Origin of the sequence: Asticcacaulis sp. (assembly GCF_051954415.1) — a bacterium.
Classification (GTDB): domain Bacteria; phylum Pseudomonadota; class Alphaproteobacteria; order Caulobacterales; family Caulobacteraceae; genus Asticcacaulis.
The window spans coordinates 16,678-40,616 of the sequence record NZ_JBQCHT010000008.1; the positions used below are offsets into that span (position 1 = coordinate 16,678).

The 23,939-nt window shown below is 60.7% G+C and carries 18 protein-coding genes; 9 read left to right on the plus strand and 9 right to left on the minus strand.

What is annotated here, in order from left to right; genetic code table 11:
• The first annotated feature begins 70 nt into the window (after nt 1-70).
• Nucleotides 71-1,039: an alpha/beta hydrolase fold domain-containing protein gene (locus ACTHND_RS02470; protein ID WP_440175705.1), complete on the plus strand. Its 969-nt coding sequence runs from the start codon at nt 71-73 to the stop codon at nt 1,037-1,039.
• A 12-nt stretch (nt 1,040-1,051) separates the two neighbouring features.
• On the opposite strand, the gene ACTHND_RS02475 is transcribed toward ACTHND_RS02470, so the two are convergent.
• A complete protein-coding gene (locus ACTHND_RS02475) occupies nt 1,052-1,681 on the minus strand; it encodes a TetR/AcrR family transcriptional regulator (RefSeq protein WP_440175706.1) in 630 nt (209 codons plus the stop codon).
• 228 nt (nt 1,682-1,909) lie between these two features.
• Here ACTHND_RS02475 and ACTHND_RS02480 point away from each other — a divergent pair, with 228 nt between their 5' ends.
• The 3 genes from ACTHND_RS02480 to ACTHND_RS02490 all read left to right on the plus strand — a co-directional run bounded on the left by ACTHND_RS02480 (nt 1,910) and on the right by ACTHND_RS02490 (nt 7,729).
• Entirely contained in the window at nt 1,910-3,070 is a 1,161-nt protein-coding gene (locus tag ACTHND_RS02480; RefSeq protein WP_440175707.1) for an efflux RND transporter periplasmic adaptor subunit, read from the plus strand.
• Between the two features lie 86 nt (nt 3,071-3,156).
• Nucleotides 3,157-6,333 carry an efflux RND transporter permease subunit gene (locus tag ACTHND_RS02485; RefSeq protein ID WP_440175708.1) on the plus strand — a complete coding sequence of 1,059 codons (3,177 nt, stop codon included), beginning with the start codon at nt 3,157-3,159 and terminating at the stop codon, nt 6,331-6,333.
• A 1-nt stretch (nt 6,334) separates the two neighbouring features.
• Nucleotides 6,335-7,729, plus strand: coding sequence for an efflux transporter outer membrane subunit (locus ACTHND_RS02490; RefSeq protein WP_440175709.1), 1,395 nt, complete (start codon nt 6,335-6,337; stop codon nt 7,727-7,729).
• A gap of 52 nt (nt 7,730-7,781) precedes the next feature.
• Here the strand turns inward: ACTHND_RS02490 and flaF are convergent, their stop codons facing one another.
• Nucleotides 7,782-8,174 carry a flagellar biosynthesis regulator FlaF gene (flaF, locus tag ACTHND_RS02495; protein ID WP_440175710.1) on the minus strand — a complete coding sequence of 131 codons (393 nt, stop codon included), beginning with the start codon at nt 8,172-8,174 and terminating at the stop codon, nt 7,782-7,784.
• Entirely contained in the window at nt 8,164-8,559 is a 396-nt protein-coding gene (gene flbT / locus ACTHND_RS02500; protein WP_440175711.1) for a flagellar biosynthesis repressor FlbT, read from the minus strand. The genes flaF and flbT overlap by 11 nt, the downstream gene beginning before the upstream one ends.
• Nucleotides 8,560-8,758: 199 nt before the next feature.
• Here flbT and ACTHND_RS02505 point away from each other — a divergent pair, with 199 nt between their 5' ends.
• From ACTHND_RS02505 to ACTHND_RS02515, 3 genes are read left to right on the plus strand one after another with little or no spacing between them, the layout of a single operon-like run.
• Nucleotides 8,759-10,648 carry a tetratricopeptide repeat protein gene (locus tag ACTHND_RS02505; RefSeq protein WP_440175712.1) on the plus strand — a complete coding sequence of 630 codons (1,890 nt, stop codon included), beginning with the start codon at nt 8,759-8,761 and terminating at the stop codon, nt 10,646-10,648.
• Complete coding sequence (locus ACTHND_RS02510) at nt 10,638-12,170, plus strand: tetratricopeptide repeat protein (RefSeq protein WP_440175713.1); 1,533 nt, start codon at nt 10,638-10,640, stop codon at nt 12,168-12,170. Before ACTHND_RS02505 ends, ACTHND_RS02510 begins: the two co-directional genes overlap by 11 nt.
• Nucleotide 12,171: 1 nt before the next feature.
• Nucleotides 12,172-13,329, plus strand: a complete 1,158-nt coding sequence (locus ACTHND_RS02515) for an FkbM family methyltransferase (RefSeq protein WP_440175714.1) — start codon at nt 12,172-12,174, stop codon at nt 13,327-13,329.
• Nucleotides 13,330-13,335: 6 nt separating this feature from the next.
• On the opposite strand, the gene ACTHND_RS02520 is transcribed toward ACTHND_RS02515, so the two are convergent.
• Entirely contained in the window at nt 13,336-14,178 is an 843-nt protein-coding gene (locus ACTHND_RS02520; RefSeq protein WP_440175715.1) for a universal stress protein, read from the minus strand.
• 139 nt (nt 14,179-14,317) lie between these two features.
• On the opposite strand from ACTHND_RS02520, the gene ACTHND_RS02525 reads away from it, so the two are divergent.
• The gene (locus ACTHND_RS02525; RefSeq protein ID WP_440175716.1) at nt 14,318-14,956 is read left to right on the plus strand and encodes an HD family hydrolase; all 639 of its coding nucleotides are present in this window, start codon (nt 14,318-14,320) and stop codon (nt 14,954-14,956) included.
• A gap of 4 nt (nt 14,957-14,960) precedes the next feature.
• On the plus strand, nt 14,961-15,914 hold the full coding sequence (locus tag ACTHND_RS02530; protein WP_440175717.1) for an NUDIX hydrolase: 954 nt from the start codon (nt 14,961-14,963) through the stop codon (nt 15,912-15,914).
• A 7-nt stretch (nt 15,915-15,921) separates the two neighbouring features.
• On the opposite strand, the gene ACTHND_RS02535 is transcribed toward ACTHND_RS02530, so the two are convergent.
• The 5 genes from ACTHND_RS02535 to ACTHND_RS02555 all read right to left on the minus strand — a co-directional run bounded on the left by ACTHND_RS02535 (nt 15,922) and on the right by ACTHND_RS02555 (nt 23,823).
• Nucleotides 15,922-16,593 (minus strand): hypothetical protein, encoded by a 672-nt coding sequence (locus ACTHND_RS02535; RefSeq protein ID WP_440175719.1) that lies wholly within the window; start codon nt 16,591-16,593, stop codon nt 15,922-15,924.
• 127 nt (nt 16,594-16,720) lie between these two features.
• Nucleotides 16,721-17,653 carry an OmpA family protein gene (locus tag ACTHND_RS02540; RefSeq protein WP_440175720.1) on the minus strand — a complete coding sequence of 311 codons (933 nt, stop codon included), beginning with the start codon at nt 17,651-17,653 and terminating at the stop codon, nt 16,721-16,723.
• A 146-nt stretch (nt 17,654-17,799) separates the two neighbouring features.
• The gene (gene ppdK / locus ACTHND_RS02545) at nt 17,800-20,466 is read right to left on the minus strand and encodes a pyruvate, phosphate dikinase (RefSeq protein ID WP_440175721.1); all 2,667 of its coding nucleotides are present in this window, start codon (nt 20,464-20,466) and stop codon (nt 17,800-17,802) included.
• Nucleotides 20,467-20,653: 187 nt separating this feature from the next.
• Nucleotides 20,654-22,930 carry a glycine--tRNA ligase subunit beta gene (glyS, locus tag ACTHND_RS02550; protein WP_440175722.1) on the minus strand — a complete coding sequence of 759 codons (2,277 nt, stop codon included), beginning with the start codon at nt 22,928-22,930 and terminating at the stop codon, nt 20,654-20,656.
• Nucleotides 22,930-23,823, minus strand: coding sequence for a glycine--tRNA ligase subunit alpha (locus tag ACTHND_RS02555; protein ID WP_440175723.1), 894 nt, complete (start codon nt 23,821-23,823; stop codon nt 22,930-22,932). The genes glyS and ACTHND_RS02555 overlap by 1 nt, the downstream gene beginning before the upstream one ends.
• Nucleotides 23,824-23,939 lie beyond the last annotated feature (116 nt).

Here is a 23,939-nt window from a genome sequence, read left to right on the forward strand (position 1 = left end):
TCCGCACATCGTAGTCCGGCCTGGCCGCGCGCCGCTAAAAGTCATTGAACTCGCGTTACAGGATTCAATTGTGCTCAATACGACTTCAACCCAGGCCGGCCCGAACCTCGATCCCGGCGTGCGTGATTTTATCCGGATCACCGGTGAAGCCTATGCTACGCATGGCGCCGGCCTGGAGAAAAATGCCCTCAATGCCCGCCTGGTGGCCGAAAAGGTGCGCGCCCCCTGGGTTACCGGCGGTCCGGTCATGTTTTCCATAGTTGAACACAGCGTCCCGACCCCGCACGGTGACGTTCGCATCCGCGTCTATAACCCGGACAGTACCGCGAATAAGCCCGCCATGATCTATGTCCATGGCGGAGGCTGGGTGATGTTCAGCCTCGATACGCATGACCGCATCATGCGCGAATACGCGGCACGCGCGGGGATTTGCGTTATCGGTGTCGATTATGCCTTGTCGCCCGAAGCGCGCTTCCCTGTGGCGCTTGAACAGGTCGTCGCTGTCGTTCGTCATGTCCATGACCACGCGGTGTCTCTTGATATCAATCCCGACCGGCTGGCCCTGGGCGGTGATTCCGCCGGCGCCAATCTGTCCTTGAGCGCCGCCCTTTCTCTGCGCGACGCCGGGGCCGGCTACAGGCTGCGTGCCCTGGTATTCAACTATGGCGCTTTCGGTATCGACCTGTCGGCGGACGATGTCCGTAAGTATGGCGGGCCGGACTATATGCTGACGGCCGAGGAAATGGCCTATTTCTGGACCCAGTACCTCACCGGCGACCAGGATCGTTCAAACCCGCTGGCCGTACCCCTGCTGGCGGACCTGCATGATCTGCCGCCCGCCTACCTGTGCGTGCCGCAGTGCGACGTGCTGACTACGCAAAGCCTGCTTCTGGACGGTCGCCTGCGCAGCGCCGGCGTCGAGACCCGCGCCGTCGTTTATGAAGGTGCGACGCACAGCTTTCTGGAAGCCGTCTCTATTTCCGACATTGCCGAAAAAGCCTTCAGCGATACGTCAACCTGGTTGCGGGAACACTTGTAATCGACCGCGCTTCTACGGATGATCGGGCAAGGTGAAAAGCACGGTCATCACCTGACGCAGAGCCGCCAGTAGCGCCTGGCGGTCGGTCTGCGGATTGGAAATTGCCCGGATCATCATGCCGTCGAAGATCATGCTGATAATTTCGCCGCGCGCATCAAGCTGGACCTGATTTCGGCCGGGTGTAATCCGGCGGGAAAGCGAGCGCCCCAGGTCGCGCTCCTGCGCATCTGCCCTTTCGACAATGGCCGCCACGCGCGGATTACGCGCCGCCTCCGCCAGGACTTCCAGCGCCAGGCCGGCATTATCCAGTGTATATTTGTGCTCGATCGCACGTTCCAGCGTGTCCAGCAGGGTATCCAGCAAGGCGTCATCGGGTACGCTTTCCCATTCGGCGAACATGGCGCGCATTTCCGCCAGATCGTTTGCGACGATGGCCTCGACAATCGCCTCCTTGTTGGCGAAGTAACGATAGATGACCCCGACACTCATCTTCGCTTCCGCAGCAATATCTGACATGCTGGCGCCATGAAAACCGGAGCGTCGGACACAGCGCAGGGCGGCATTCAGAATGTGCTGCTGGCGTTCCTCACGGCTCTGGCGGGGCTTCGATATCGCGCCGTTCTCTATAACAGGGTTACTCATTATTTTACGCAAATTCCTTGCCGCCACAGGGATCTGAACATTTTTTAATGTGGCGGTGCAATTGACATACACCCAAAAGCCGCTTACTGCCAGAAAAATGAGAATGATCGTTCACTCTCACGCCATTTGTGACCATGCTGACGCTTATTTGTCAGTCTGCACTGCAAAACAGTTCCGCATACCTGCTGCACCGCCCTCCTGAAGCCCGACAGACCGGAGACTTTCCGTATGAAACCGCCCCATTCCTTTCTGAAAACCAGCGCCGTACCCGCGGCGGTCCTGCTGGCGCTCAGCCTTGGCGTTACGGCCTGCGGCAAGAAGCCGGCGGCCATGCCCATGGGCGGCGCCACGGATGTCGGCGTCGTCGTGGTCAGTTCAGGGCCGGTCAGCATGACCGCGGAACTCTCCGGGCGCACGTCGGCCTACCTGGACTCGGAAGTGCGCCCGCAGGTGGGCGGCATCATCAAGTCGCGTCTGTTCACCGAAGGCGGCTATGTCAAACAGGGCCAGTCGCTATACCAGATCGACCCGGCGCCTTTCCAGGCCCAATATGCCAGCGCCCAGGCGGCTGTCGCGCAGGCCAAGGCCGCGCAGACGACCGCCAAACTCAAGGCCGAGCGCTATGCCGAACTGGTCAAGATCAACGCAGTATCCAAACAGGACAACGACGACGCCCAGGCCGCTCTGGCCCAGGCTGATGCCTCCGTCGCCTCGGCCAATGCCGCCCTGCAGACGGCTGGCATCAATCTGCAATATACCAAGGTGATTGCGCCGATTTCCGGCGTTATCAGCAAGTCGTCGGTTACACCCGGCGCTCTGGTCACCGCCTCGCAGGCCACGGAACTGGCGAAGATACAGAATATCGACCAGATCTATCTCGACATCAATCAATCGGTGAACGATCTGATGGCGCTGCAGCGCGCCGCCGCTTCGGGTACGGTCGGCGAGGCCAATACGGCCGATGTCGAACTGATCCTCCAAGATGGCACGGTCTACCCGCTGAAAGGCAAGTTGCAGTTTTCTGGCGTATCGGTTGATGAAGCCACCGGCACAGTGACGCTGCGTGCCCTGTTCCCCAATCCAAACCGCACCCTGCTGCCGGGCATGTTTGCCAAGGCGCGTATCGTCTCCGGCGTGGTCAATAACGGCATTCTGGTGCCGCAGCCGGCCGTGACCCGCGATCCCAAGGGCAATGCCATGGTCATGGTGGTGACGAAGGACAACAAGGCCGCCGTCCGCCCGATTCAGGTGGCGCAGACCGTGGGCGACAAGTGGCTCGTCACCGGCGGTCTCCAGCCCGGAGAACGCGTGATTGTCGAAGGTTTGCAAAAGGTGCAGCCCGATGCGCCGGTGAAGCCGGCCGTCATGGGCGCCGCCGCCGAAAAGTAATCACGGACAACCTGTCCAACCTGAACCCGTCCGTCACGGACACCGCCCTCTGAGACAGGCCCGGCTACGGCCTCAAGGATACCGGCATGATTTCGCGCTTCTTCATTCATCGCCCCATTTTCGCCTGGGTTGTCGCCATCGTCATCATGATGGCCGGCCTTTTGTCGATCGCCAACCTGCCGGTGGCGCAATATCCGCAGATCGCCCTGCCACAGGTGTCGGTCAGCGCCTTCTATCCCGGCGCCTCGGCCAAGACGGTCGAGGACTCGGTAACCCAGATCGTCGAACAGCAGATGAAGGGCATTGACGGCCTGCTCTATATGAACTCGACCTCGGATTCGAGCGGCGCGGCCAGCGTCACCCTTACCTTCAAGGCAGGCACCGATCCCGATATCGCCCAGGTCCAGGTCCAGAACAAACTGCAATCCGCCGTACCGCTCCTGCCGCAGGAAGTGCAGCAACAGGGCCTGACCGTCGCCAAGGCGTCGAGCGGCTTCCTGATGGTCATCGGTCTCTATTCAGACGACAAGGCGGTCAGCGACACCGACCTTGGCGACTATATGTCCTCTACCCTGGTCGACCAGATCAGCCGCGTCGACGGCGTCGGCACCATCCAGAATTTCGGCGCGCAATACGCCATGCGCATCTGGCTAGATCCGGCCAAGCTGACCAGTTACAGCCTGACGCCGACGGATGTCATCGCCGCCATCCGGGCCCAGAATACCCAGGTGTCCGCCGGCCAGTTGGGCGGACTGCCCGCCGTCAAGGGCACCGCACTCAACGCCACCATCACGGCGCAATCCCGCCTGACCAATATCGATCAGTTCCGCAAGATCATCGTCAAGGACTCAAGTGAAGGCGCCGTCGTCCGTCTTGAAGATGTGGCGCGTATCGAACTGGGCGCCCAGCAATATGGCGGCACCGTCAAGTACGATGGACGTCCGGCCACCGGCGTGGCCATCAGCCTGGCCACAGGCGCCAATGCGCTGGATACCGCCAAGGCTGTGAAGGCCAAGATGGATGAACTGTCGAAGCAGTTCCCCAAGGGCTACCATTATGTCGTGCCGTTCGACACCACGCCCTTTATCAACCTGTCGATCCATGAGGTCGTCAAGACGCTGATCGAGGCCGTCGTCCTTGTCTTCTTCGTCATGTTCCTGTTCCTGCAAAACTGGCGGGCCACGCTGATCCCCACCATCGCCGTGCCGGTGGTCCTGCTGGGCACCTTCGGCGTGCTGGCCGCCTTCGGCTATTCGATCAATACCCTGACCCTGTTCGGACTGGTGCTGGCCATCGGCCTGCTGGTCGATGATGCCATTGTCGTGGTTGAAAACGTCGAGCGCGTCATGCACGAGGAAAAGCTGCCGCCGCTGGCCGCCACCATCAAGTCGATGGAGGAGATCACCGGCGCCCTCATCGGCATCGCGCTCGTCCTGTCGGCGGTGTTCATCCCCATGGCCTTCTTCGGTGGCTCGCAAGGCGTCATATACCGCCAGTTCTCCATCACCCTGGTCTCGGCCATGGCCCTGTCGGTCGTCGTCGCCCTGGTCCTGACGCCGGCCCTGTGCGCCACCCTGCTGCGCGCTTCAGACGCCGAACATCAGCAAAAGAAGGGCTTCTTCGGCTGGTTCAACCGTAATTTCGACCGCGCCGCCTCGGGCTATCGCAATATCGTTCGCAAGATACTGGGGCAGTCGGCGCGCTACATGACCGTCTTCGCCGTCATTGTTGGCGTCATGGTGCTGCTGTTCACCCGCATCCCCACCTCCTTCCTGCCGGACGAAGACCAGGGCATCCTGTTCACCATCGTCCAGTTGCCGCCCGGCGCCACGGAAGAACGCACCAATGTCGTACTCGATCAGATTGCCGACCACTTCAAGAAAGACCCGGCCGTCGAATCCGCCTTTACGGTTTCCGGCTTCTCCTTCTCCGGTCCCGGCCAGAACGCCGGCATGGCTTTCGTACGCCTGAAGGATTTCGAGAAACGCCACAAGCCTGACCTGAAGGCGCCCGCCGTCGCCGGTCGCGCCATGGGGGCCTTCAGCCAGTTCCGTGACGCCATGGCGTTCGCCATCGTGCCGCCGGCCGTGACCGAGCTGGGTAATTCGTCCGGTTTCGACCTCCAACTCAAGGATGTCGGCGGCCTGGGCCATGCGGCCCTGCTCAATGCCCGCAACCAGGTGCTGGGCATGGCCTCGCAAAATCCAAACCTGATGGCCGTCCGCCCGAACGGCATGGAGGATACGCCCGAACTCAAGCTGGAGATCGATCAGGCCGCGGCCGGCGCCATGGGCATCAGCCTGTCCGACATCAACGCCACCCTGTCGGCAGCCATGGGCGGTGCCTATGTTAACGACTTCATCGACCGCAACCGCGTCAAGAAGGTTTTCGTCCAGGCCGATGCGCCCTTCCGCATGAAACCGGAGGATCTCAGCCAGTGGTATGTCCGCAACGACAAGGGGCAAATGGTCCCATTCACGGCCTTCGCCACCTCGCACTGGGAATACGGCTCACCGCGTCTCGAACGCTATAACGGTGCGCCTTCGATGAATCTTCAGGGCATGGCCGCCCCCGGCAAGTCTTCCGGTCAGGCCATGGCCGAGATGGAAAAGATCATCGCCACCCTGCCGCCGGGCATCTCCTATGAATGGACCGGCCTGTCGCTTCAGGAAAAGCAGTCCGGCGCCGAAGCCCCGATGCTCTACGCCCTGTCGATCTTCGTCGTCTTTATCCTGCTGGCAGCGCTCTATGAAAGCTGGTCGATCCCCATCGCCATCGTCATGGTCATTCCGCTGGGCGTGCTCGGCGCCCTGCTGGCCACCATGCTGCGCGGCCTGACCAACGACATCTATCTCCAGGTCGCCCTGCTGACCATTATCGGCCTCAGTTCAAAGAACGCCATCCTGATCGTGGAGTTCGCCAAGCATAACCACGAGAACGGCATGAACCTGATCGACGCCACGCTGGAAGCCGTCCGTATCCGCCTGCGGCCGATCATCATGACGTCGCTGGCCTTTACCTTCGGCATCCTGCCCCTGTTCTTTGCCAATGGCGCGGGATCGGGCAGCCAGAACGCTATCGGCACGGGACTGGTCGGTGGCATCCTATCCGCCACCCTGCTGGCCATCTTCTTCATTCCCCTGTTCTTCGTCATCATTGAAAAGATATTCAAGGCGGATGAAAAACACCTCCAGAAGCTGGCGCTGGAGCGCGAGGCCATGGCCCTGCTCGATAAATCCGACACCGACAATAAGGGACATTAGGATGACCTCTGTCTTCAAGCTCACCCTTTTAGGCGCCGGCCTCGTGGTTTTGAGCGCCTGCACCATGGCCCCGCGTTATGAACGCACGGCCCTGCCGGTGCCGGACCAGTTCCCCACGGCCGCGACCGCGCAAGGACAATCGGCGGAGACCCTGCCCTGGCGCCAGATCTTTCTGGATGAACGCCTGCAAGGCGTCATCGAACAGGCCCTGGCCAATAACCGCGACCTGAGGGTGGCGGTGCTGAACGTCGAAAAAGCGCGTTCGCAGTACCGTATCCAGCGCGCCAGCCTGTTCCCTGCGGTCAATGGCACGGTTTCCGGCACACGCGGTAATACGGGTGAGGTCGATTCAACCGGCACGCCGATCGGCACGACCGAACTCTACAGCGCCAATATCGGCGCCTCGTGGGAACTCGACCTGTTCGGCCGGGTTCGCTCGCTCAGCCAGGCGGCGCTGCAAAGCTATTTCGCGGTGGCTGAAAACCGCAAGGCAGCGCAGATCAGCCTGATTTCCGCTGTCGGTTCGGCCTGGATGAACCTGGCCGCCGACCAGGATCAGTTGCACCTGTCGGCCGAGACCCTGCGCCTGCGCGAGGAAAGCCTCAGCCTGACTCAGAAGCGTTTCGATCTTGGCAGTACGGACCAGATGACCCTGCGCCAGAACCAGATTCTGACGGAACAGGCGCGCGCTGATGTCGCGGCCCTGACGGCCACCGTGCAACAGGACAAGAACGCCCTGCGTCTGCTTGCAGGGGGCGATATCGCACCCGAACTGCTGCCGGATACCTTCCCGGATCACGCCATCCTGGCCGACCTGCCGGCCGGCCAGCCTTCCGATATCCTGCTGAAACGCCCCGATGTGATGGCAGCAGAATACAGCCTGAAAGCCGCCAATGCCGATATCGGCGCGGCGCGCGCCGCCTTTTTCCCCCGTATTTCCCTGACGGGTTCCGTTGGTAAGGCGTCGACCGATCTCGGCAACCTGTTCGATGGCACCGACACCTGGGCCTTCTCTCCGTCCGTTTCCGTGCCGATCTTTGCCGGCGGCGCCAATACGGCCAATCTCGCGGCGAGCAAGGCCAGCCGCGACATCGCGCTCGCTCAATATGAAGGCGCCATCCAGTCAGCCTTCCGCGACGTGGCCGATCAACTGGCGACGCGTTCCACCATCGACGACCGTCTGGCGGCGCAGACCAACGTGGTAGCGGCCGCGGCGGACAGCCGCACACTGGCCCAGGCCCGCTTTGATCGCGGCATCGATTCCCGCCTGGCCCTGACCGATGCCGAGCGCACACTTTACGGCGCGCAACAGCAGCTTATCGCTGTCCGTCTGGTGCGGTCGCTGAACCTGATCAACCTCTATGGTGCCCTGGGTGGCGGTTACCTGTCAGAATAAAAAAGCCCTTGCAACATCTGCAAGGGCTTTTCCTTTGGATATATGGCTAAAATCAGCCGTAGGACTGGCGAACCGTGGTTGCTGTCTGCGCCTGCTCCTGTGGCAGCAGGCCCTGCATGATGATGCGGTTGACATCGATCAGCGGTCCGAAGTCTTCCTTGTTGCGCATGACCAGCGAGGTATGCTTGTTCACCCAGATCGACAGCGAAATGATATTGGCCCGCAACTGCTCCGGCAGGCCGTTGGTGGCCAGCGAGCAATCCGCCCCCAGCATCGACCACATGCGGCGGTTCCAGTCCAGGGCATCCATGCGCTCGCGGATGAAACTCCGGTCGAGTTGTTCCGCTTCCATCAGCGCGCGCGTCACCTGGCCGAACAGGCGGTATTCCGTCTGGCGGGGGTCTTCTGCGCGGGCAGCCGTGGTCTGATACGCCTTAAGCGACATGTCCTAATCTTTCGTCTTCGTACTCTATCAGCCGGCGGCAACTCATCAGCGCCTTGTAGTATTCCCGTGCCATGAGGCTTTTGGAAATAGCAACGCATTCCGCCAGGATAACCGGATTGGAGATCACACCCATGAATTCCGACATGCGGCGCAGGAACTCATCGTAATATTTGTCGGCCCCCGCCTCGTCGAGATACATCATCATCACCGGGAAATAGACGTGACGCGCCGGCGTGTTGACGTCCTCCTGCTGCATGATGTCTTTTTCGCGGAGCACCGAAGCCTTGTTCTGCAGGACCAGCGAACAGCGGCGGTCGCCGTTTTGCACGACGGCGCCATTCAGAACGAACTTTTCCCCAGGCTTCAAGGACAGTTTTAAGGGCATTTTTTTTCCTTCGGGTCTGCCGAAACGCACAGGCCCGTACCGCAAGCCTATAGCGCATGTCGAGTTAACAGCAGGTTTCAACTAAAGTTAATATGCCGGGAATTTGATCTCCCTCAAGATGGCGCGCCCCTATTTCTTTAGGGAGTTTTAAGCGAATCTCTGTCTACACAATGGCACGTCAGTGCCCTCGGAGCTAGTCATGTCGCTCAGCGTAAAACAGCAAAAGAAATCAAACGCCAAGACCCAATCGGGCCTTTTGCTGTTCGGTGCTGCGCAGGAAACACCGGCGCCCTTTACACCGCCCGCCATGCCTGTCGGCGCTGAGGCCCCGATCTTCAAACCGGTGGAGGTGTTCAATCCGGCCGCCCAGATTCTGGGCGATTCTGGCTCTTCCGAGGCCCTGAAAATCCTGCTTAGCGCCACCGAGCACATCAAGCGCACCGACACGCTGAAACTGCTCAGGGAGGCGCTCGACCTCTTTCGCAAAGACGACTGGCAGGGCGGCGGCGAGTGCGCCCTGAAGGCCCTGCATATCGATGAGAAAAGCGGCGAAGCCTGGCATATCCTCGCCGTCTCGCGCGACAAGTGCAACGACTTCGCCAGCGCCATCACCTGTTACGAAACGGCGCTGAGGCTGCAACCGGAAAACCCGGCCATCGCCAACGACCTTGGCCGCCTGGCCTACAAGATGGGGCTGAATGAACTGGCGGAGAAGTTCTTCCGCTTCTTCCTGAACAAGAGCCCCGGACACGTCGAGGCGATCAACAACCTGGCCAGCGCCCTGCGCGAACTGAATCGCCTGGATGACGCCGTAGACCTGCTGCGTGATGCCATCGGCGCCAATCCGACCAATGTGCAGTTGTGGAATGCCCTGGGCACGGTGGTCAACGCCCAGGGCGACCTGCACAATGCCGTCATCTTCTATGAAGAGGGCCTGCGGCATGATCCGAAACACGTCCATGCCCGCTACAATCTCGGCAATGCCAAGGCATCGGTCGGCCGTGTCGAGGAAGGGCTGGAAGACCTGATGGCCGCCCTGCCCCTGTTCACAGATCCGCTCAATATCCACACCTGCAAGCTCAGCATCGCCTTCTGCCATTTGCACCTCGGCAATTACGAGGAAGGCTGGAAATGGTATGAAGCGCGCGACAAGGACAATACGTCGGAGAAGGTGCACTACCTGATCAACCGGCCCCGCTGGACGCCGGATCAGCCACTGGCAGGCAAGCGCGTCTTCGTGTCCGCTGAGCAGGGCCTGGGCGACGAGATCATGTTCTCCAATGTCCTGCCCGACCTGCAACGCGAACTCGGCCCGGACGGGCACCTCGCCATCGGCGTTGAGCCGCGGCTGGTGCCGATCTTCCAGAAAGCCTTTCCGCAGGCCACCGTCGTCAAACACCATACGACCAAGCACAAGAACCTGCCGGTCCGGCTGTTCCCAGATGTCACCGACTGGGAAAGCTATGATTACTGGGGCATCATGGGTGACTTCCTCGGCCGCTATCGCAAAAAGATCGAGGACTTTCCGCGCTTCGAGAACGGCAAGCCACATAGCTGGCTCAGGCCCGACCCGGAGCGCATTGCCTACTGGAAAACGACCCTTGCCGCCGTCAACGACAAGCCGAAGGTCGGCCTGTTGTGGAAATCGCTGATCAGGCACTCACGCCGCGATCGCTACTATTCCCCCTTTGCGCAGTGGGAAGACATCCTGCGCATCGAAGGCATTCAGTTCGTCAACCTGCAATATGGCGATACCTCCGAGGAACTGGCCCTGGCGAAGGAAATGGGGCTGGATATCTGGACGCCCCCCGGCATCAACCTGAAGAACGACCTGGATGACCTGTCAGCCCTGTGCGTTGCCATGGACTGCATCCTGTGCCCGGCCAATGCCACCAGCAATATCGCCGGCGCGGCCGGTGCCCCGGTCTGGCTGATCACGCCGAAAGATGCCTGGATCTGCCTCGGCACGGATTATTTCCCCTGGTATCCCTCAACGCGCGTGTTCTTCTCGGACTCCCTGCTCGACTGGGCGCCGGTAATGGGCCGTATCAAGGCCGCACTGATCGAGACCTTCGTCGATGTCGGTTGAAACCCTGGTCGCCAGGGCGGCCGAAGCTGAGACTAATCTCGACCTGGTCAAGGCGCTCGATACCTACGAGGAGGCGCTGAAACTGGCGCCGGACTCGCTCGAAATCGCCGGACGGCTGGCGGTGCTCGCCTTCCGGCTGAACATGTGGCCGATGGCGGAGAAATTCTACGCCCATCTCATCACCCACGGCATCCATGAGATGGCGATCATCACCGGCTATGCCGCTTCTTTACGCGAACAATCGAAATATGACGAAGCCGTCGATGTGCTGAAAACCGTCCTGAACCAGCGGCCGGAAGAAGCGTCGCTGTGGGAAGGTCTCGGCACGGTCATGGCGGCGCAGGGCGATACCGATAATGCCCTGACCTTCTTCAACGAGGCCCTGCGCCTTGAGCCCGATAACCTGCACGCCCGTTTCAATCGCGGCTGTACCCTGATCGACCAGGGAAACGAGAGCGCCGGCCTCGAAGACCTGGCCGCCTGCGTTGACGCCTTCGATGATCCGGATAACCTGTCCTCAGCCCAGATCGCCTATGCCCAAGCCCTGCTGGCATCGGGGCAACTGGAACCCGGCTGGCGCGCCTATGAGGGCCGCGAGCGCTACGGGACCGCCCGCCAGGTCCACTATTCGCTGTGGTCCCGGCGCTGGCGCGAAGGCCAACCCCTTGCAAACGGCAAGCTTCTGGTCAGCGGCGAGCAGGGCCTTGGCGATGAAGTGCTGTTTGCTTCCATCCTGCCCGATCTGATCCGCGATATCGGTCCGGAAGGCGCGTTGTGGCTGGCTGTCGAGCCCCGCCTGCAAAGCCTTTTCCAACGCAGCTTTCCGGCGACGCACGTGATCGCACACCGCACCCAAACGATCGATGGTATTTTGCAACGTAGTTTCCCAGGCCTGGAAAATGGTGCGACCGACGGCTGGGCCGTCATGGGTGATTTCCTGCCGCTCTATCGCCGGCAGGTCAGCGATTTCCCGGCGGAAAACGCCTTTCTAAAGCCCGATCCGGCGCGGGTCGCCTACTGGCGGGAACAGATGGCCGCCATCAGCGACAAACCCAAAGTCGGCATCCTGTGGAAAAGCCTGAAATCCGGCGCCCAGCGCGATCGCTATTTCCCGGCCTTTGAAGACTGGACAGACCTGCTCAGGCTGGATGGCGTCACCTTCATCAATCTGCAATATGGTGACAGCGCCGCCGAGATGACTTGGGCGGCGGCCAATGGCCTCAGCATCCACACGCCCGAAGGCATCGACCTGAAAGATGATCTGGACGACCTCGCCGCGCTATGCTCGGCTATGGATGTCATCCTGTCGCCATCCAACGCCACCAGCAATATTGCCGCCGCCTGCGGTGTGCCGACCTGGTTCCTGAGCCCGGCCAGAAGCTGGCTGCAACTGGGACAGGATCACTATCCCTGGTATCCGGGCGTGCGCCTGTTTGCCCCGACATCGCTGATGAACTGGAAATCGGCACTCGATCGCGCGCGCGATGCGCTGACAGACACATTCCGCTTACAGGAGCACTAAGATGATACAGGCTGCCCCCCTTCTGCCCGTGCCCCTCGGAGAGGTTGACTTCAACGACAGCGAGGTGCAGGCATGGCTGAAGGCTTACGCCGAGCGCAAGGCGGCGCGCGATGTCCTGAAGCATCCGCTGATCCTGCTGGGGGCCGGGGCCGTCCTGGCCCAGCCCTTCGTCAATTACGCCATCGCCCACGGCAAGGTCGTGGCCCTGATCGACAATGCCCGCGCCGGGCAGAACCTGCATGGCATTCCTTATGTCGGCGATACCGCCCTGCCCGACCTGCTGGCCAAAACGCCCGAAGCAATCGGCGTGTTGTGCTGCGGGTCTGAAAACGCCATTGCCTATTTCAAAGGCATCTGGGGCCAGCGACCGCAACCGCTGCTCAGCTATTTCGATGTACTGAGCCAGTTACCGCCCGAGGCCGCCGGCCATCGCCTCGGTTTCATGCCATCCTTTTCGAATGCGGATCTGGTTATGGCCCTGCATGAAAAAGCAAAGGCTGTCTTCACCGATACCTTAAGCCGGCGAACGCTGGACGCTATCATGATGTACCGCCTGACCTGGGACAGCCGCTATATTGCCGCCGTCGCCCGACCCGAAAAAGCCATCTATTTCGAACCGGATGCCATGCCGCTGGGCGAGTACGAAATCCTCGTCGACGGCGGCGCCTATGATGGCGATACCGTGCGGTCGTTCAGCGCGCGTACAGGCGGCCGGTACGACCATATCCATGCCTTCGAGATCGACCCGGCCAATGCCGACGCCTTCACTTTCAAAACGCAAGGCACGCCCAATGTAACGCTGCATCGTGTCGGGCTTTGGAATGAAAAAACGCAGATGGGGATCGAGCATCGCCCGGACGACGGCAGCCGGATCAGCAAAACGTCAACCACGATGGTTCCGCTCGACGCCATGGATAATCTTGACCTCGGCCCGGTCAGCGTGATCAAACTCGATGTCGAGGGGGCTGAAGTTCAGGCCCTGCAAGGCGCGCACAGACTGATTGCAGATCACAAGCCAAAACTGGCGATCAGCGCCTATCACCGGGCGGATGACTTCCAGACGCTGCTCGACATGCTCTCAGACCTTCGCGACGACTACCGCCTGACCTTGAGGCATTACTCGCCGATCATCTACGATACGGTCATCTACGCGCTCTGATCCGGCTTAATGCGCCATATAAAGATTGAGCTGCGTGTGCTGCAAAAGCGCCCGTGTCGTGCCGCCGAAAGCAAATTCGCGCAGCCGTGACCGACCATAGGCGCCAGCGACCATATAATCGGCCTTGTACCGCTCGGCTGCCGCCGTCAGCGCCTGGATAACATCGCCCTTCGGCAAAATATCGACCTCGGCCGTGAGACCGTGGGCCGCATAATAGGCCGCCAGGCGCTCCAGTTCGGGCGGCTGATCCCCCACGGGCGCCCCGATAATCACGATCCGTGACGCTTTCTTGAGCAGTGGCAGCGCGCGACGGGCGGCGCGTGACGAAGGCTCCTTACCGTCCCAGGCCACGACGGCCGTACCATTGATGTTGAACGGCTTGCGGGCAATGAAAACGCCCGTTCGTTCTTCCATCAGCACCTGCTGGAAGGCTTCGGAAAGCATCCCCTGTCCCCTGGCGCTGACATCGGAAAAGACCATCAGGTCCGACAGCCGCGTTTCCATCGCCAGATCCTGCCACACCGGCGAATTCAGGGCGGTGAAGCTCTTGCCCGGACAATCGACAGCGGCGAATTGCGCCCGCGCCGCCAGTTCGGATTCCTCGGCGGCTGTTTTCAGGCTTTCCATGGTCGCCATCTGGACCGTGCCCATGAAGCCTTCCCCCAGCCAGGGCGCCAGTTCCGCGGGATCGGGCGGCGTAAAGAGGACATTCAACTGCGCCTGGAAGGCGGCAGCCAGTTGCGCGGCCAGTTCGAGCGCCAAAGCTTCGCCAGCCGTGCCGCTGACCGGCACGCTGATCCGTGACCATGCCTGTCCCTGGGCCTGCTTTTGGGCAATTGCATCCGACATCAGCGCCTCCATTTTTTGTGTATAGATTTGCATTTGGCGGCCCAAACCTCCGCCTGTGCTATACTTATATACCTTTCGGGATAAAAACCCGATGCGACAAATTCGGCAAGCGCCGATTATAGCCATTTTGCGAAACCCGATGCCGACAGCCAAAGCGAAATCTCCTGCCTCCAGAAGCCGCACCTCCGCCGCCCTGCCGCCGCGCGCCTGGCAGCGTATGCTTTCGGGCCGCCGGCTTGATCTGCTTGATCCGGCGGCCATCGATATCGAGATCGACGATATTGCGCTCGGCCTGTCGCGCGTGGCGCGCTGGAACGGCCAGACCCTCGGCGAATTCGGCTTCAGCGTGGCCCAGCACTGCCTCGTGGTTGATGATATCTGCGTCCATATCAATCCTGCGCTCAGACCCGAGCACCGGCTGATGGCCCTGCTGCATGATGCGCCGGAATATGTGATTGGCGACATGATTTCGCCCTTCAAGGCGGCACTCGGTTTCGATTACCGCCGCTTCGAGACCCATCTCGAACAATCGATATTTATCCGCTTCGGTCTGCCGGCGGTTATGCCCGCGCCGGTCAAGACACTCATCAAACGGGCCGATCATGCCTGCGCCTATTTTGAAGCAACGCAACTCGCCGGTTTTACTGACAGCGAGGCACGCCAGTATTTCGGCGACCCGCCGGCCGGATACAGCCTGACCATCACGCCTCTGCCCGACAAGCAGGCGCGTGAAGCCTTCGTCACCCGCTTCGATGCGCTCATGAAGCTGAAGGGCTGAGCGCATGTCATTGGCGATCGAACTTTCGGCAGTAGTGGTGACGGTCCGGGACAATGAGGCCCTGGTCCTGTGCCTGAACCTGCCGAAGACCAGTCCGGAAGCCTATGCCCTGCCCTCCGGCCCCTTCCTGCCGGACAGTCACCGCACCTTCGATCTGGCGCTGCGGGCCTTCGTGCGTGAACAGACCGGCTTCGCCATCGGCTATGTCGAGCAGCTTTACAGCTTCGGCGACGATGGCCGGCAGGGCATCGCCGCCACCGCCCCCGCCAATGACCCGGAGGTCGACCGCGTCGTATCGGTCGGCTATCTGGCGCTCACCCCCCAGGCCGGCAATCAGGCGCGCTTCGACGCCGCCTGGGTGCCGTTTCATCGCTTCTTTCCCTGGGAAGACTGGCGAAACAACGAGGTGAACCCCAACCTGGAAGCCCTGCGTCCAGCCCTTTCGAAATGGTGTGAAAGCGCCGAAACCGCCAGTGAACGTGCGCTGCGCCTGCGGCGGGTGGCCACGCTTTTCCCCGAGGACTTCGATAACTGGAACGAGGAACGCGTCCTCGACCGTTACGAACTGCTGTACAATGCCGGGCTGGCCGCCGAGGCCCGCCGGGCGGATGGGGCCCAAGGCACCGTTTCCGCGGGCGAACCCATGGCTTCGGATCACCGCCGTATCCTGGCGACCGGCCTGTCACGCCTGCGCGGCAAGCTGAAATACCGCCCGGTTATTTTCGAATTGATGCCCGAACGCTTTACCCTGCTGGAGTTGCAGAAATCGATCGAAGCGCTGTGCGGCCTGCGACTGCACAAGCAGAATTTCCGCCGCGGTCTGGAACGGACCGGATTCGTCAAGCCGCTGGGGATTATGCGCGAGGATACCGGCGGACGGCCTGCTGAACTATACACCTATGACCAGGAACAGTTCAGATTCGCTCCCTCGCTGGGCCTGAGCCTGCCCAGAGCCTGAAAAGTGCCTAATGAAGTCTGGCCAGACGCGCCGCCTGCGACATCCAGTTTTCACGAGCGACCCGCTCAGGCGACAGGATGCGGTTGGAAATCCACGCCACATTTTCCGGCGACCAGCCGGCGACCTGCCAGTAATAGAAGATGCCAAGGCTGTTCAGTTCACGCTGCCGGGCGGAGTCTATGCCGGAAATGACGGTCAGGTCATCCGGCGGGCTTTGCGGCACACCCACGCGAATGGGCTCCAGCCCGGTGCCGGCCTGCTGCACCGCCGCCTGAATGCTTTCGGGCGTCATGGCGGCCAGGCTCGATACGCGCCTTTGCAGGCTGTTGTCCTCACGGCGGATCAGCACATTGCTGGCGGCTGTATCGAGGCGCGGGGCGGGTTGCGGCGGCGCATAGGGTGCCTTGTCGCACTCGGTCGCCTTCGGTGGATCAAACGGCACCACCACCCCCGTGGTAAAGGCTTCAGCGGCGGCATCGAGATAGGTAACCGGCTGAGGTGGCGGCGCGGCGGCGGGTTCAGGCGTCGCTACAGGCTCTTCATCGAAGCTGACGCGCGGCCGTCCTTCAAAGGCGCTGTGATAGCTCTGGGCGCGGCGTGACAGGTTCCAGCCCAGCCAGGCCGAAATCAAAAACGCGCCCAGCATAAGGCCCAGCGATTTCAGGATCAGAATCGTCATTTTACCCTTACCGCTTCACTTTCGCTTTACTGACGCGTTTGGCGACAAAGCCGGTGATCAGGCCGAGACCAGCCGCCCCCGCCAGAAGCCAGCGCAATTCCATAACCAGATGCAGCATATTTGCCCCCTATCCTGCGTTGACGGTAAAAACGACCCGGCGGTTCTTCGCCCGCCCTTCGGCCGTGAGGTTATCAGCCACCGGCAGGGCGCCACCGAACCCGCGCACGATAATGCGATCCGGCGCCAGGCCCCGTGCAATCAAGGCATCGGCTGCGGCCTGTGCGCGGGCCTGCGAAATAGTCTGGTTGACCATGCCGTCGCCGAGATTATCCGTATATCCCGAAACCGTCAGGCGCACCTGCACAGGGCAGGCCGCCACGACCTTGTAGACATCGCCAATCAAGGCATCGCTTTCCGGGGTGAGGTCGTAGGTGCCGGGTTTGTAGCTCACCTGACGGCCGGAGACCGCCGCGGCAATATCCTGGTCACAGGATCGCGCCGCCTGGGTACTGGCGTCCATGGCATTATCCCCCGCCACGCGGGGACGATCACCGGCATAGGCCACCGCTGTGGCGCCGTCGCCGTGGATGATATCAATAGGCTGCCCTTTAACGGGCTGAAACGCTGGCGGCGTTGAAACCGATGAAGCCGCCGCTTCGGAGACAGCGCTGACGGAAGACGAAACGGGCGTGCCTCCTGCCGCGACAACCGTATTCGACTTCTGACGCGCCTCATCCGGCAGCTTTACGACAATATTACTGATGGGGCTGTTGACGAGTTTTCCGCCTGGCAATACCGGTGCATTCATCGTCACGTCAGCCAGTGTCGCCTGGGCCTGCGCCAGTTGCGTCCTGGCTTCCGGGGTATCATTCGCCGCCTTCAGGGTCACGGTCTGACCGGACACATTCGCCTTGACCTGATCAAACCCGCGCTTCGCCAGGGCCTGATCAACACTGCGCTTCAGATCGGCTTCCATGGCCGGCAGCACACGATACAGACCCACGGCGCTGAGAATGGCGAGGCTTGAAAACCCTGCGATCCATACGACCCTGGCTGTCATCGGTTACCCCCACACGAATTCAGATTGCGTTAACCTTTTTATCGCGTGCGGCCGCAACAAACAACCACCCAAAACAACTGAGAGGGGACAAATAAATTGCCCCCTCCCGGATGTGCTTTCGATGTAACGACCCAGGCAGGATCAAGTCAGCCTTTAGCCGCAATCGCCGCCTGTGCCGCCGCCAGACGCGCTACCGGAACGCGATAGGGCGAACAGGAGACGTAGGCGAGGCCCGCGCCATGACAGAAGGCAATGGAGGCCGGATCGCCGCCATGCTCGCCACAGATGCCCATCTTGATATCCGGGCGTTGCTTGCGGCCTTTTTCGGCGGCAATCCTGATCAGCGCACCAACACCATCCTGATCGAGCGAGACGAACGGGTCCTTCTCGAAAATGCCCTTTTCGATATAGGGGTTCAGGAAGCGACCCGAGTCATCACGGCTGATGCCGAAGGTCGTCTGAGTCAGGTCATTGGTGCCGAAGGAGAAGAACTCCGCCGTTTCCGCCAGCTTGTCAGCCAGCAGGGCGGCGCGCGGCAGTTCGATCATGGTGCCGACCATATAGGCGATCTCCCTGCCCTTGGCGGCGAAGATTTCCTTGGCGATCTTGTGGGTCATGGTTGTCAGGTAGGCCATTTCCTCACGCGTGGCGACCAGCGGGTGCATGATCTCCGGCTTCGGATTGCCGCCGGCAGCCGCCACTTCCACCGCCGCCTCGAAGATGGCGCGAAGCTGGCTCTCGTAGATTTCCGGGAAGGTGACGCCCAGACGGCAGCCGCGCCAGCCCAGCATCGGATTGGTCTCGGAAAGTTCCTTGGTGCGCTTGTAGAGCTTTTCCTCGCCAACGCCCGAGGCTTCGGCCACGGCCTTCATGTCATCCGCGGTGTGCGGCAGGAATTCATGCAGCGGCGGATCGAGCAGACGGATCGTCACTGGCAGGCCGTCCATGATCCAGAACAGTTCGGCGAAGTCGGCCTTCTGCATCGGCTGGATCTTTTCCAAAGCCTTGCGACGACCGGCCTCATCATCGGCCAGGATCATTTCGCGCACCGCCGAGATACGTTCATCATCGAAGAACATATGCTCGGTACGGCACAGGCCAATACCCTCGGCACCGAAACCGATGGCCGTCCGCGCATCGGCGGGCGTTTCAGCATTGGTGCGGATGGCCAGGGTCTTGTATTCGTCGGCCCATTTCATGATCTGGTGGAAGTCCTCCGAGAACTCCGGCTCGATCATGCGGATGGCGCCCTTCATGATCTCGCCCGATGAACCATCAAGCGTGATAATTTCGCCGTGTTTGAAGGTCTGGCCACGCGACACGAACTCGCCGCGCTCGGCATAGATGTTCATTTCCCCGGCGCCGGAAACGCACGGACGTCCCATACCTCGCGCCACGACCGCCGCGTGGGAGGTCATGCCGCCCCGCGCGGTGACGATGGCCTTTGCGGCGTGCATCCCGTGAATATCTTCCGGCGAGGTCTCGTCACGCACCAGGATGACGTCCTCGCCAGCGGCAGCAAAACGCACGGCGTCATCGGCGGTGAAGACGATCTTGCCCGAAGCGGCACCCGGCGAGGCCGGCAGGCCGCGCGCGATGACCACCTTCTCGGCCTTGGGATCGAGCATCGGATGCAACAGTTGATCGAGCGCAGAGGCATCGATGCGCATCAGCGCTTCTTCCGGCGTAATCAGGCCCTCTTTGGCCATATCCACCGCAATCTTGAGCGCCGCCTTGGACGTGCGCTTGGCATTGCGGGTCTGGAGCATGTAAAGCTTGCCCTGCTCGACCGTGAACTCCACGTCCTGCACATCGCGGTAATGATTTTCCAGCGTATCAACGGTTGATTTGAACTGGCTGAACACCTCTGGCAGCGATTCTTCCATCGAAAGCGCGCGTTCGCCCATTTCCTCACGCGCCTTTTTGGTCAGGGCCTGCGGCGTTCGGATGCCAGCGACAACGTCTTCGCCCTGGGCATTGAGCAGGAACTCGCCGTAGAGATCACCGTCGCCGGTCGAAGGATTGCGCGTGAACGCGACGCCCGTGGCCGACGTCTGGCCCATATTGCCGAAGACCATCGACTGAATATTGACGGCCGTGCCCCAGTCTTCGGGGATGTCGTGCATCTTGCGATAGAACTTGGCGCGATCGTTCATCCACGAACTGAAGACAGCCTTTACCGCGCCCCAGAGCTGTTCTTTCGGATCCTGCGGGAAATCCTCACCCAGTTCGGATTTCACCATCGCCTTGTAATCGGCGATGATCTTGGCCCAGTCCTTGTCGGTGATATCGGTATCGACCGAGACACCCAGGCGATCCTTGTGGTCGTCGAGAATGTCTTCAAAGCTGTGATGGCTGACGCCCAGCACCACGTTCGAGTACATGGTAATGAAACGGCGATAGCAATCCAGCGCGAAGCGGCGGTCGCCGGTCAGGGTCGCCAGACCTTCGACCGTTTCATCGTTAAGGCCGAGATTGAGCACCGTGTCCATCATGCCCGGCATCGAGGCGCGCGCGCCGGAACGGACGGACACCAGCAGCGGGTTTTCAACCCTGCCAAAGCCCTTGCCGGTGCTGGCTTCCAGATCTGCCAGCGCCTTTTCGACCTCGTCCACCAGACCGTCCGGCAGGGCCTGTTCGTTCCTGAAATAGTGAACGCAGGCTTCCGTGGTGATGGTGAAACCGGCCGGCACCGGCAGGTTGAGCGACGACATTTCGGCCAGATTGGCCCCCTTGCCACCCAGCAGGGCCTTCATAGAGGCATTGCCATCAGCCTTTCCGGCTTTGAAGGCGTAAACCCAGTGCTTTGACATGAACTTTCCCTTTTCAGTCATAACTTGATATCCAGGTGCTTGTTCGCCCATATCTGAGAGCGAACAAGCACCTGCATTTTTTGTTTTCGCGCTTTTTAATCCGAAAAGTGCGTCACACTTTTCGGAAAGCGCTTAAGCGAAGTGCTTACGGAAACTCTTTGATTTCCTTATTATTATAAATATTCAATCAGACGATTTTGCTCAGATCGGCAATCTCACCGGACAGGTCACACACAGCTTTCAGTATGGCCAGGCGGTTGGCGCGAACACCCGCGTCTTCCGCATTGACCAGCACGCCATCAAGGAAGGCGTCGACTTGTTCTCGCATTGCAGCAATTTCCCGCAAAGCGTCAATATATTTTTCCTGTTCAAGCGCCGTGCCAACCGAACGTCTGGCCGTGTTGATTTTCGTCAACAGCGCGGCTTCCACTGCCGGCGCACCGGGTAGGGCCCGCGGCTCGGCCTCCGGCAGGTCGCCCTTCTTCGCTTCGGCGGCCAGGATATTGGCGGCGCGCTTATGGGCGGCCAGCAGGCTTTCGCCTTCCGGTGTTTTCAGGATCGCTTCCAGGGCGGCGATTTTGTGTGTCTGGCGGACGATATCGCTATCCTTCAGATTAAAGACGGCCTCAATGACGTCGAAGCGATGTCCTTCGTCCTTGAGCTGGACCTTCAGGCGATCGGCCATGAAGTCTTCAATTTCGGTACTGACCTGTCCATAGCTGCGGAAGTTCAGCAAGGCGCCTTCGACTTCGGGGACATTCGGTACATGCTCGTACATAATGTCGAGGTCGTAATCTCGATCGGTCGGGATCACCCAGACCGGGCTTTCCAGTAGCCCCTGCTTGAAATCGCGCAGGTAGTTGTCGAAAATCTCGCCCTCGCCTTCGGCCACGCGCGGCCCGGCAGACCCGCGCCAGTTGTCGGTATCGACATATACAGCGCGATCAGGCCCGGCATAGATCAGCAGGCTCTTGTACCAGAAGCCGACGAGTTCGTTCAGTTCAACGCGAACATTATGCTGGCGCAGGATGCGCAGGATACCCAGTGCCGAACGGCGCAGAGCAAACGGATCCTTCGAGCCGGTCGGCTTTTCATCGATGGCGAAGAAACCGATCAGGGTATCGAGCTTGTCGGCCAGGGCCAGGGTGGCCGAGACGGCAGCTTCCGGCACGGTGTCCGAAGGGCCTTGCGGCTTGTAGTGCTCGCGGATGGCATTGGCGATGTCCGGTATCAACCCGGCGGCATCGGCATAATAGCCGCCCATCACACCTTGCAGTTCCGGGAATTCGCCCACCATGTAGGAAGCCAGGTCGGCCTTGGCGAGACGCGCCGCCTCTCCGGCCACAGCCGCATCGGCATGGACGAACGGCGCGATGGCCTTGGCCAGTTCGACAATACGCGCCACGCGCTGCGCCATGGTGCCGAGTTTGGCGTGAAAGGTCACGCCATTCAGCTTGGTCAACCATTGATCAAAATTGCCCTCACGATTGTCTTCCTTCCAGAAGAAGACACCATCAGACAGGCGCGCCGACAGCACCTTGGCATTGCCGCGCTTGATTTCCGCGCCGCCATCGATCGCCTTCATATTCGAGGTGATGACAAACTTGGCCGCCATCTTGCCTGTCTTGTCGCGCACGGCAAAATACTTCTGGTGCGTCCGCATCGAGGTCTTGATGACTTCCGGCGGCAGGGTCAGGAACTGCGGGTCCATATCGCCCAGCAGCGGCACAGGGAATTCATTCAGCCCCGCCACCTCTTCCAGCAGCCCCTGGTCCTCGATCAGTTCACATCCGGCCTCGGCGCAGACCGCCTTGGCCTGTTCGAGAATGATCTTCTGGCGCTCCGCATGATCCAGAATGACTGAATTATCAGCCAAGGCTTTCTGATAGCTGGCAAAATCGCCAACCATCAACGCTTGACCTGAGCCAAGGAAGCGATGGCCTTCGGTCAGGTTACCGGCGGTCAAACCTTCCAGTTCGAACGGAATAACCGCGCCATCGAACAGGAAGAGGATGCGCTTCAGCGGACGCACCCAGCGGAAGGTCGAGGTGCCGGAGCGCATCGACTTCGGCCACGGGAAGCTGAGAATGACCTCACGCAGCATCTCACCCAGCACATCGGCGGTCCTGACTCCCGGCTTCTCGATACGCGCCATCCAGACGCCGTTTTCCAGAACCAGCTTGTCTTGCGTCAGGCCGACCTTGCGCAGGAAACCTTCCATGGCCTGCGCCGGTGCACTTTCCTTCGGCCCCTTGACCTCTTCGGTCACGGCAGCCGTTTCTATCGGCAGGCCATAAACCACCAGCGCCAGACGGCGTGGACCGACATAGGCTTTCAAGGCTTGATAGCTCAGACCAGCCGCCGCCAGTTTGGCACCAAACAGGCGCTCGAAATCACGCGCAGCGCCCAGTTGCATACGGGCCGGAATTTCTTCCGAAAACAGTTCGATCAACAGTTGAGCCATCAGCGTGCCTCCTCCTGGCGCGCCCACTCGGTGGCGCAGGCCCTACAGAGATCACGGATACGGCCGATATAGCTCTGGCGCTCGGCCACGGCGATGGCGCCGCGCGCATCCATCAGGTTGAACAGATGCGACGCTTTGAGCACGTGGTCATAGGCCGGCAGGACCAGCGGATAACCGAGCGAATTTTTCGTTTCCAGAATACGCTTCACCTGGATTTCCATGTCTTCGAACTGGCGTTTGAGCGTGGCCACATCCGACGCCTCAAAATTGAAGGCCGAGAACTGGCGCTCCTGCTCCTTGAACACATCGCCGTACTTCACGCCGGCCTTGTTGAACTTCAGGTCGTAGACATTGTCGACGTTCTGGACATACATGGCCAGACGCTCCAGCCCGTAGGTCAGTTCGCCCGACACGACATCGACCTCGATGCCGCCGACGCCCTGGAAGTAGGTGTACTGCGTCACCTCCATGCCGTCGCACCAGACTTCCCAGCCAAGCCCCCAGGCGCCGACCGTCGGGTTTTCCCAGTCGTCCTCGACAAAGCGAATATCGTGCAGTTGCGGATCAAGCCCAATGGCTTTCAGCGAACCAAGATAGAGCGCCTGAAGGTTTTCCGGATTCGGCTTCAGGATGACTTGGTACTGGTAATAATGCTGGAGGCGGTTGGGGTTCTCGCCATAGCGGCCATCGACCGGGCGGCGCGACGGCTGAACATAGGCGGCCTTCCACGGCTTCCTGCCGAGCGCGCGCAGCACAGTCGCTGGATGCAGCGTCCCCGCGCCGACCTCGACATCATAAGGCTGGAGAATCGCGCAGCCCTGTTCGGACCAGTATGCGTGAAGGGTGAGGATCAAATCCTGAAAGGACAAGGGCTCTTTGGGGGCGTCAGCCATAATCAATCTGCAAATAGCGGAAATTTGGCGCGAACATAGAGGGGCGACCGCTATCGGGCAAGCCAAAAGACCCGGTAATTTAAAAGAAAACCTGTGCCTGTGACCGAGAATCTGGC

Bases quoted from the DNA above. Each gene is read 5' to 3' on its own strand.
- ACTHND_RS02520 (WP_440175715.1), bottom strand. From the start codon at position 14,178: ATGTCGGATGCAATTGCCCAAAAGCAGGCCCAGGGACAGGCATGGTCA.
- ACTHND_RS02555 (WP_440175723.1), bottom strand. From the start codon at position 23,823: ATGGCTGACGCCCCCAAAGAGCCCTTGTCCTTTCAGGATTTGATCCTC.
- ACTHND_RS02515 (WP_440175714.1), top strand. From the start codon at position 12,172: ATGATACAGGCTGCCCCCCTTCTGCCCGTGCCCCTCGGAGAGGTTGAC.
- ACTHND_RS02535 (WP_440175719.1), bottom strand. From the start codon at position 16,593: ATGACGATTCTGATCCTGAAATCGCTGGGCCTTATGCTGGGCGCGTTT.
- ACTHND_RS02480 (WP_440175707.1), top strand. From the start codon at position 1,910: ATGAAACCGCCCCATTCCTTTCTGAAAACCAGCGCCGTACCCGCGGCG.
- ACTHND_RS02510 (WP_440175713.1), top strand. From the start codon at position 10,638: ATGTCGGTTGAAACCCTGGTCGCCAGGGCGGCCGAAGCTGAGACTAAT.
- ACTHND_RS02530 (WP_440175717.1), top strand. From the start codon at position 14,961: ATGTCATTGGCGATCGAACTTTCGGCAGTAGTGGTGACGGTCCGGGAC.
- flaF (WP_440175710.1), bottom strand. From the start codon at position 8,174: ATGTCGCTTAAGGCGTATCAGACCACGGCTGCCCGCGCAGAAGACCCC.
- ACTHND_RS02490 (WP_440175709.1), top strand. From the start codon at position 6,335: ATGACCTCTGTCTTCAAGCTCACCCTTTTAGGCGCCGGCCTCGTGGTT.
- ACTHND_RS02505 (WP_440175712.1), top strand. From the start codon at position 8,759: ATGTCGCTCAGCGTAAAACAGCAAAAGAAATCAAACGCCAAGACCCAA.
- glyS (WP_440175722.1), bottom strand. From the start codon at position 22,930: ATGGCTCAACTGTTGATCGAACTGTTTTCGGAAGAAATTCCGGCCCGT.
- flbT (WP_440175711.1), bottom strand. From the start codon at position 8,559: ATGCCCTTAAAACTGTCCTTGAAGCCTGGGGAAAAGTTCGTTCTGAAT.
- ACTHND_RS02485 (WP_440175708.1), top strand. From the start codon at position 3,157: ATGATTTCGCGCTTCTTCATTCATCGCCCCATTTTCGCCTGGGTTGTC.
- ACTHND_RS02525 (WP_440175716.1), top strand. From the start codon at position 14,318: ATGCCGACAGCCAAAGCGAAATCTCCTGCCTCCAGAAGCCGCACCTCC.
- ACTHND_RS02540 (WP_440175720.1), bottom strand. From the start codon at position 17,653: ATGACAGCCAGGGTCGTATGGATCGCAGGGTTTTCAAGCCTCGCCATT.
- ACTHND_RS02475 (WP_440175706.1), bottom strand. From the start codon at position 1,681: ATGAGTAACCCTGTTATAGAGAACGGCGCGATATCGAAGCCCCGCCAG.
- ppdK (WP_440175721.1), bottom strand. From the start codon at position 20,466: ATGTCAAAGCACTGGGTTTACGCCTTCAAAGCCGGAAAGGCTGATGGC.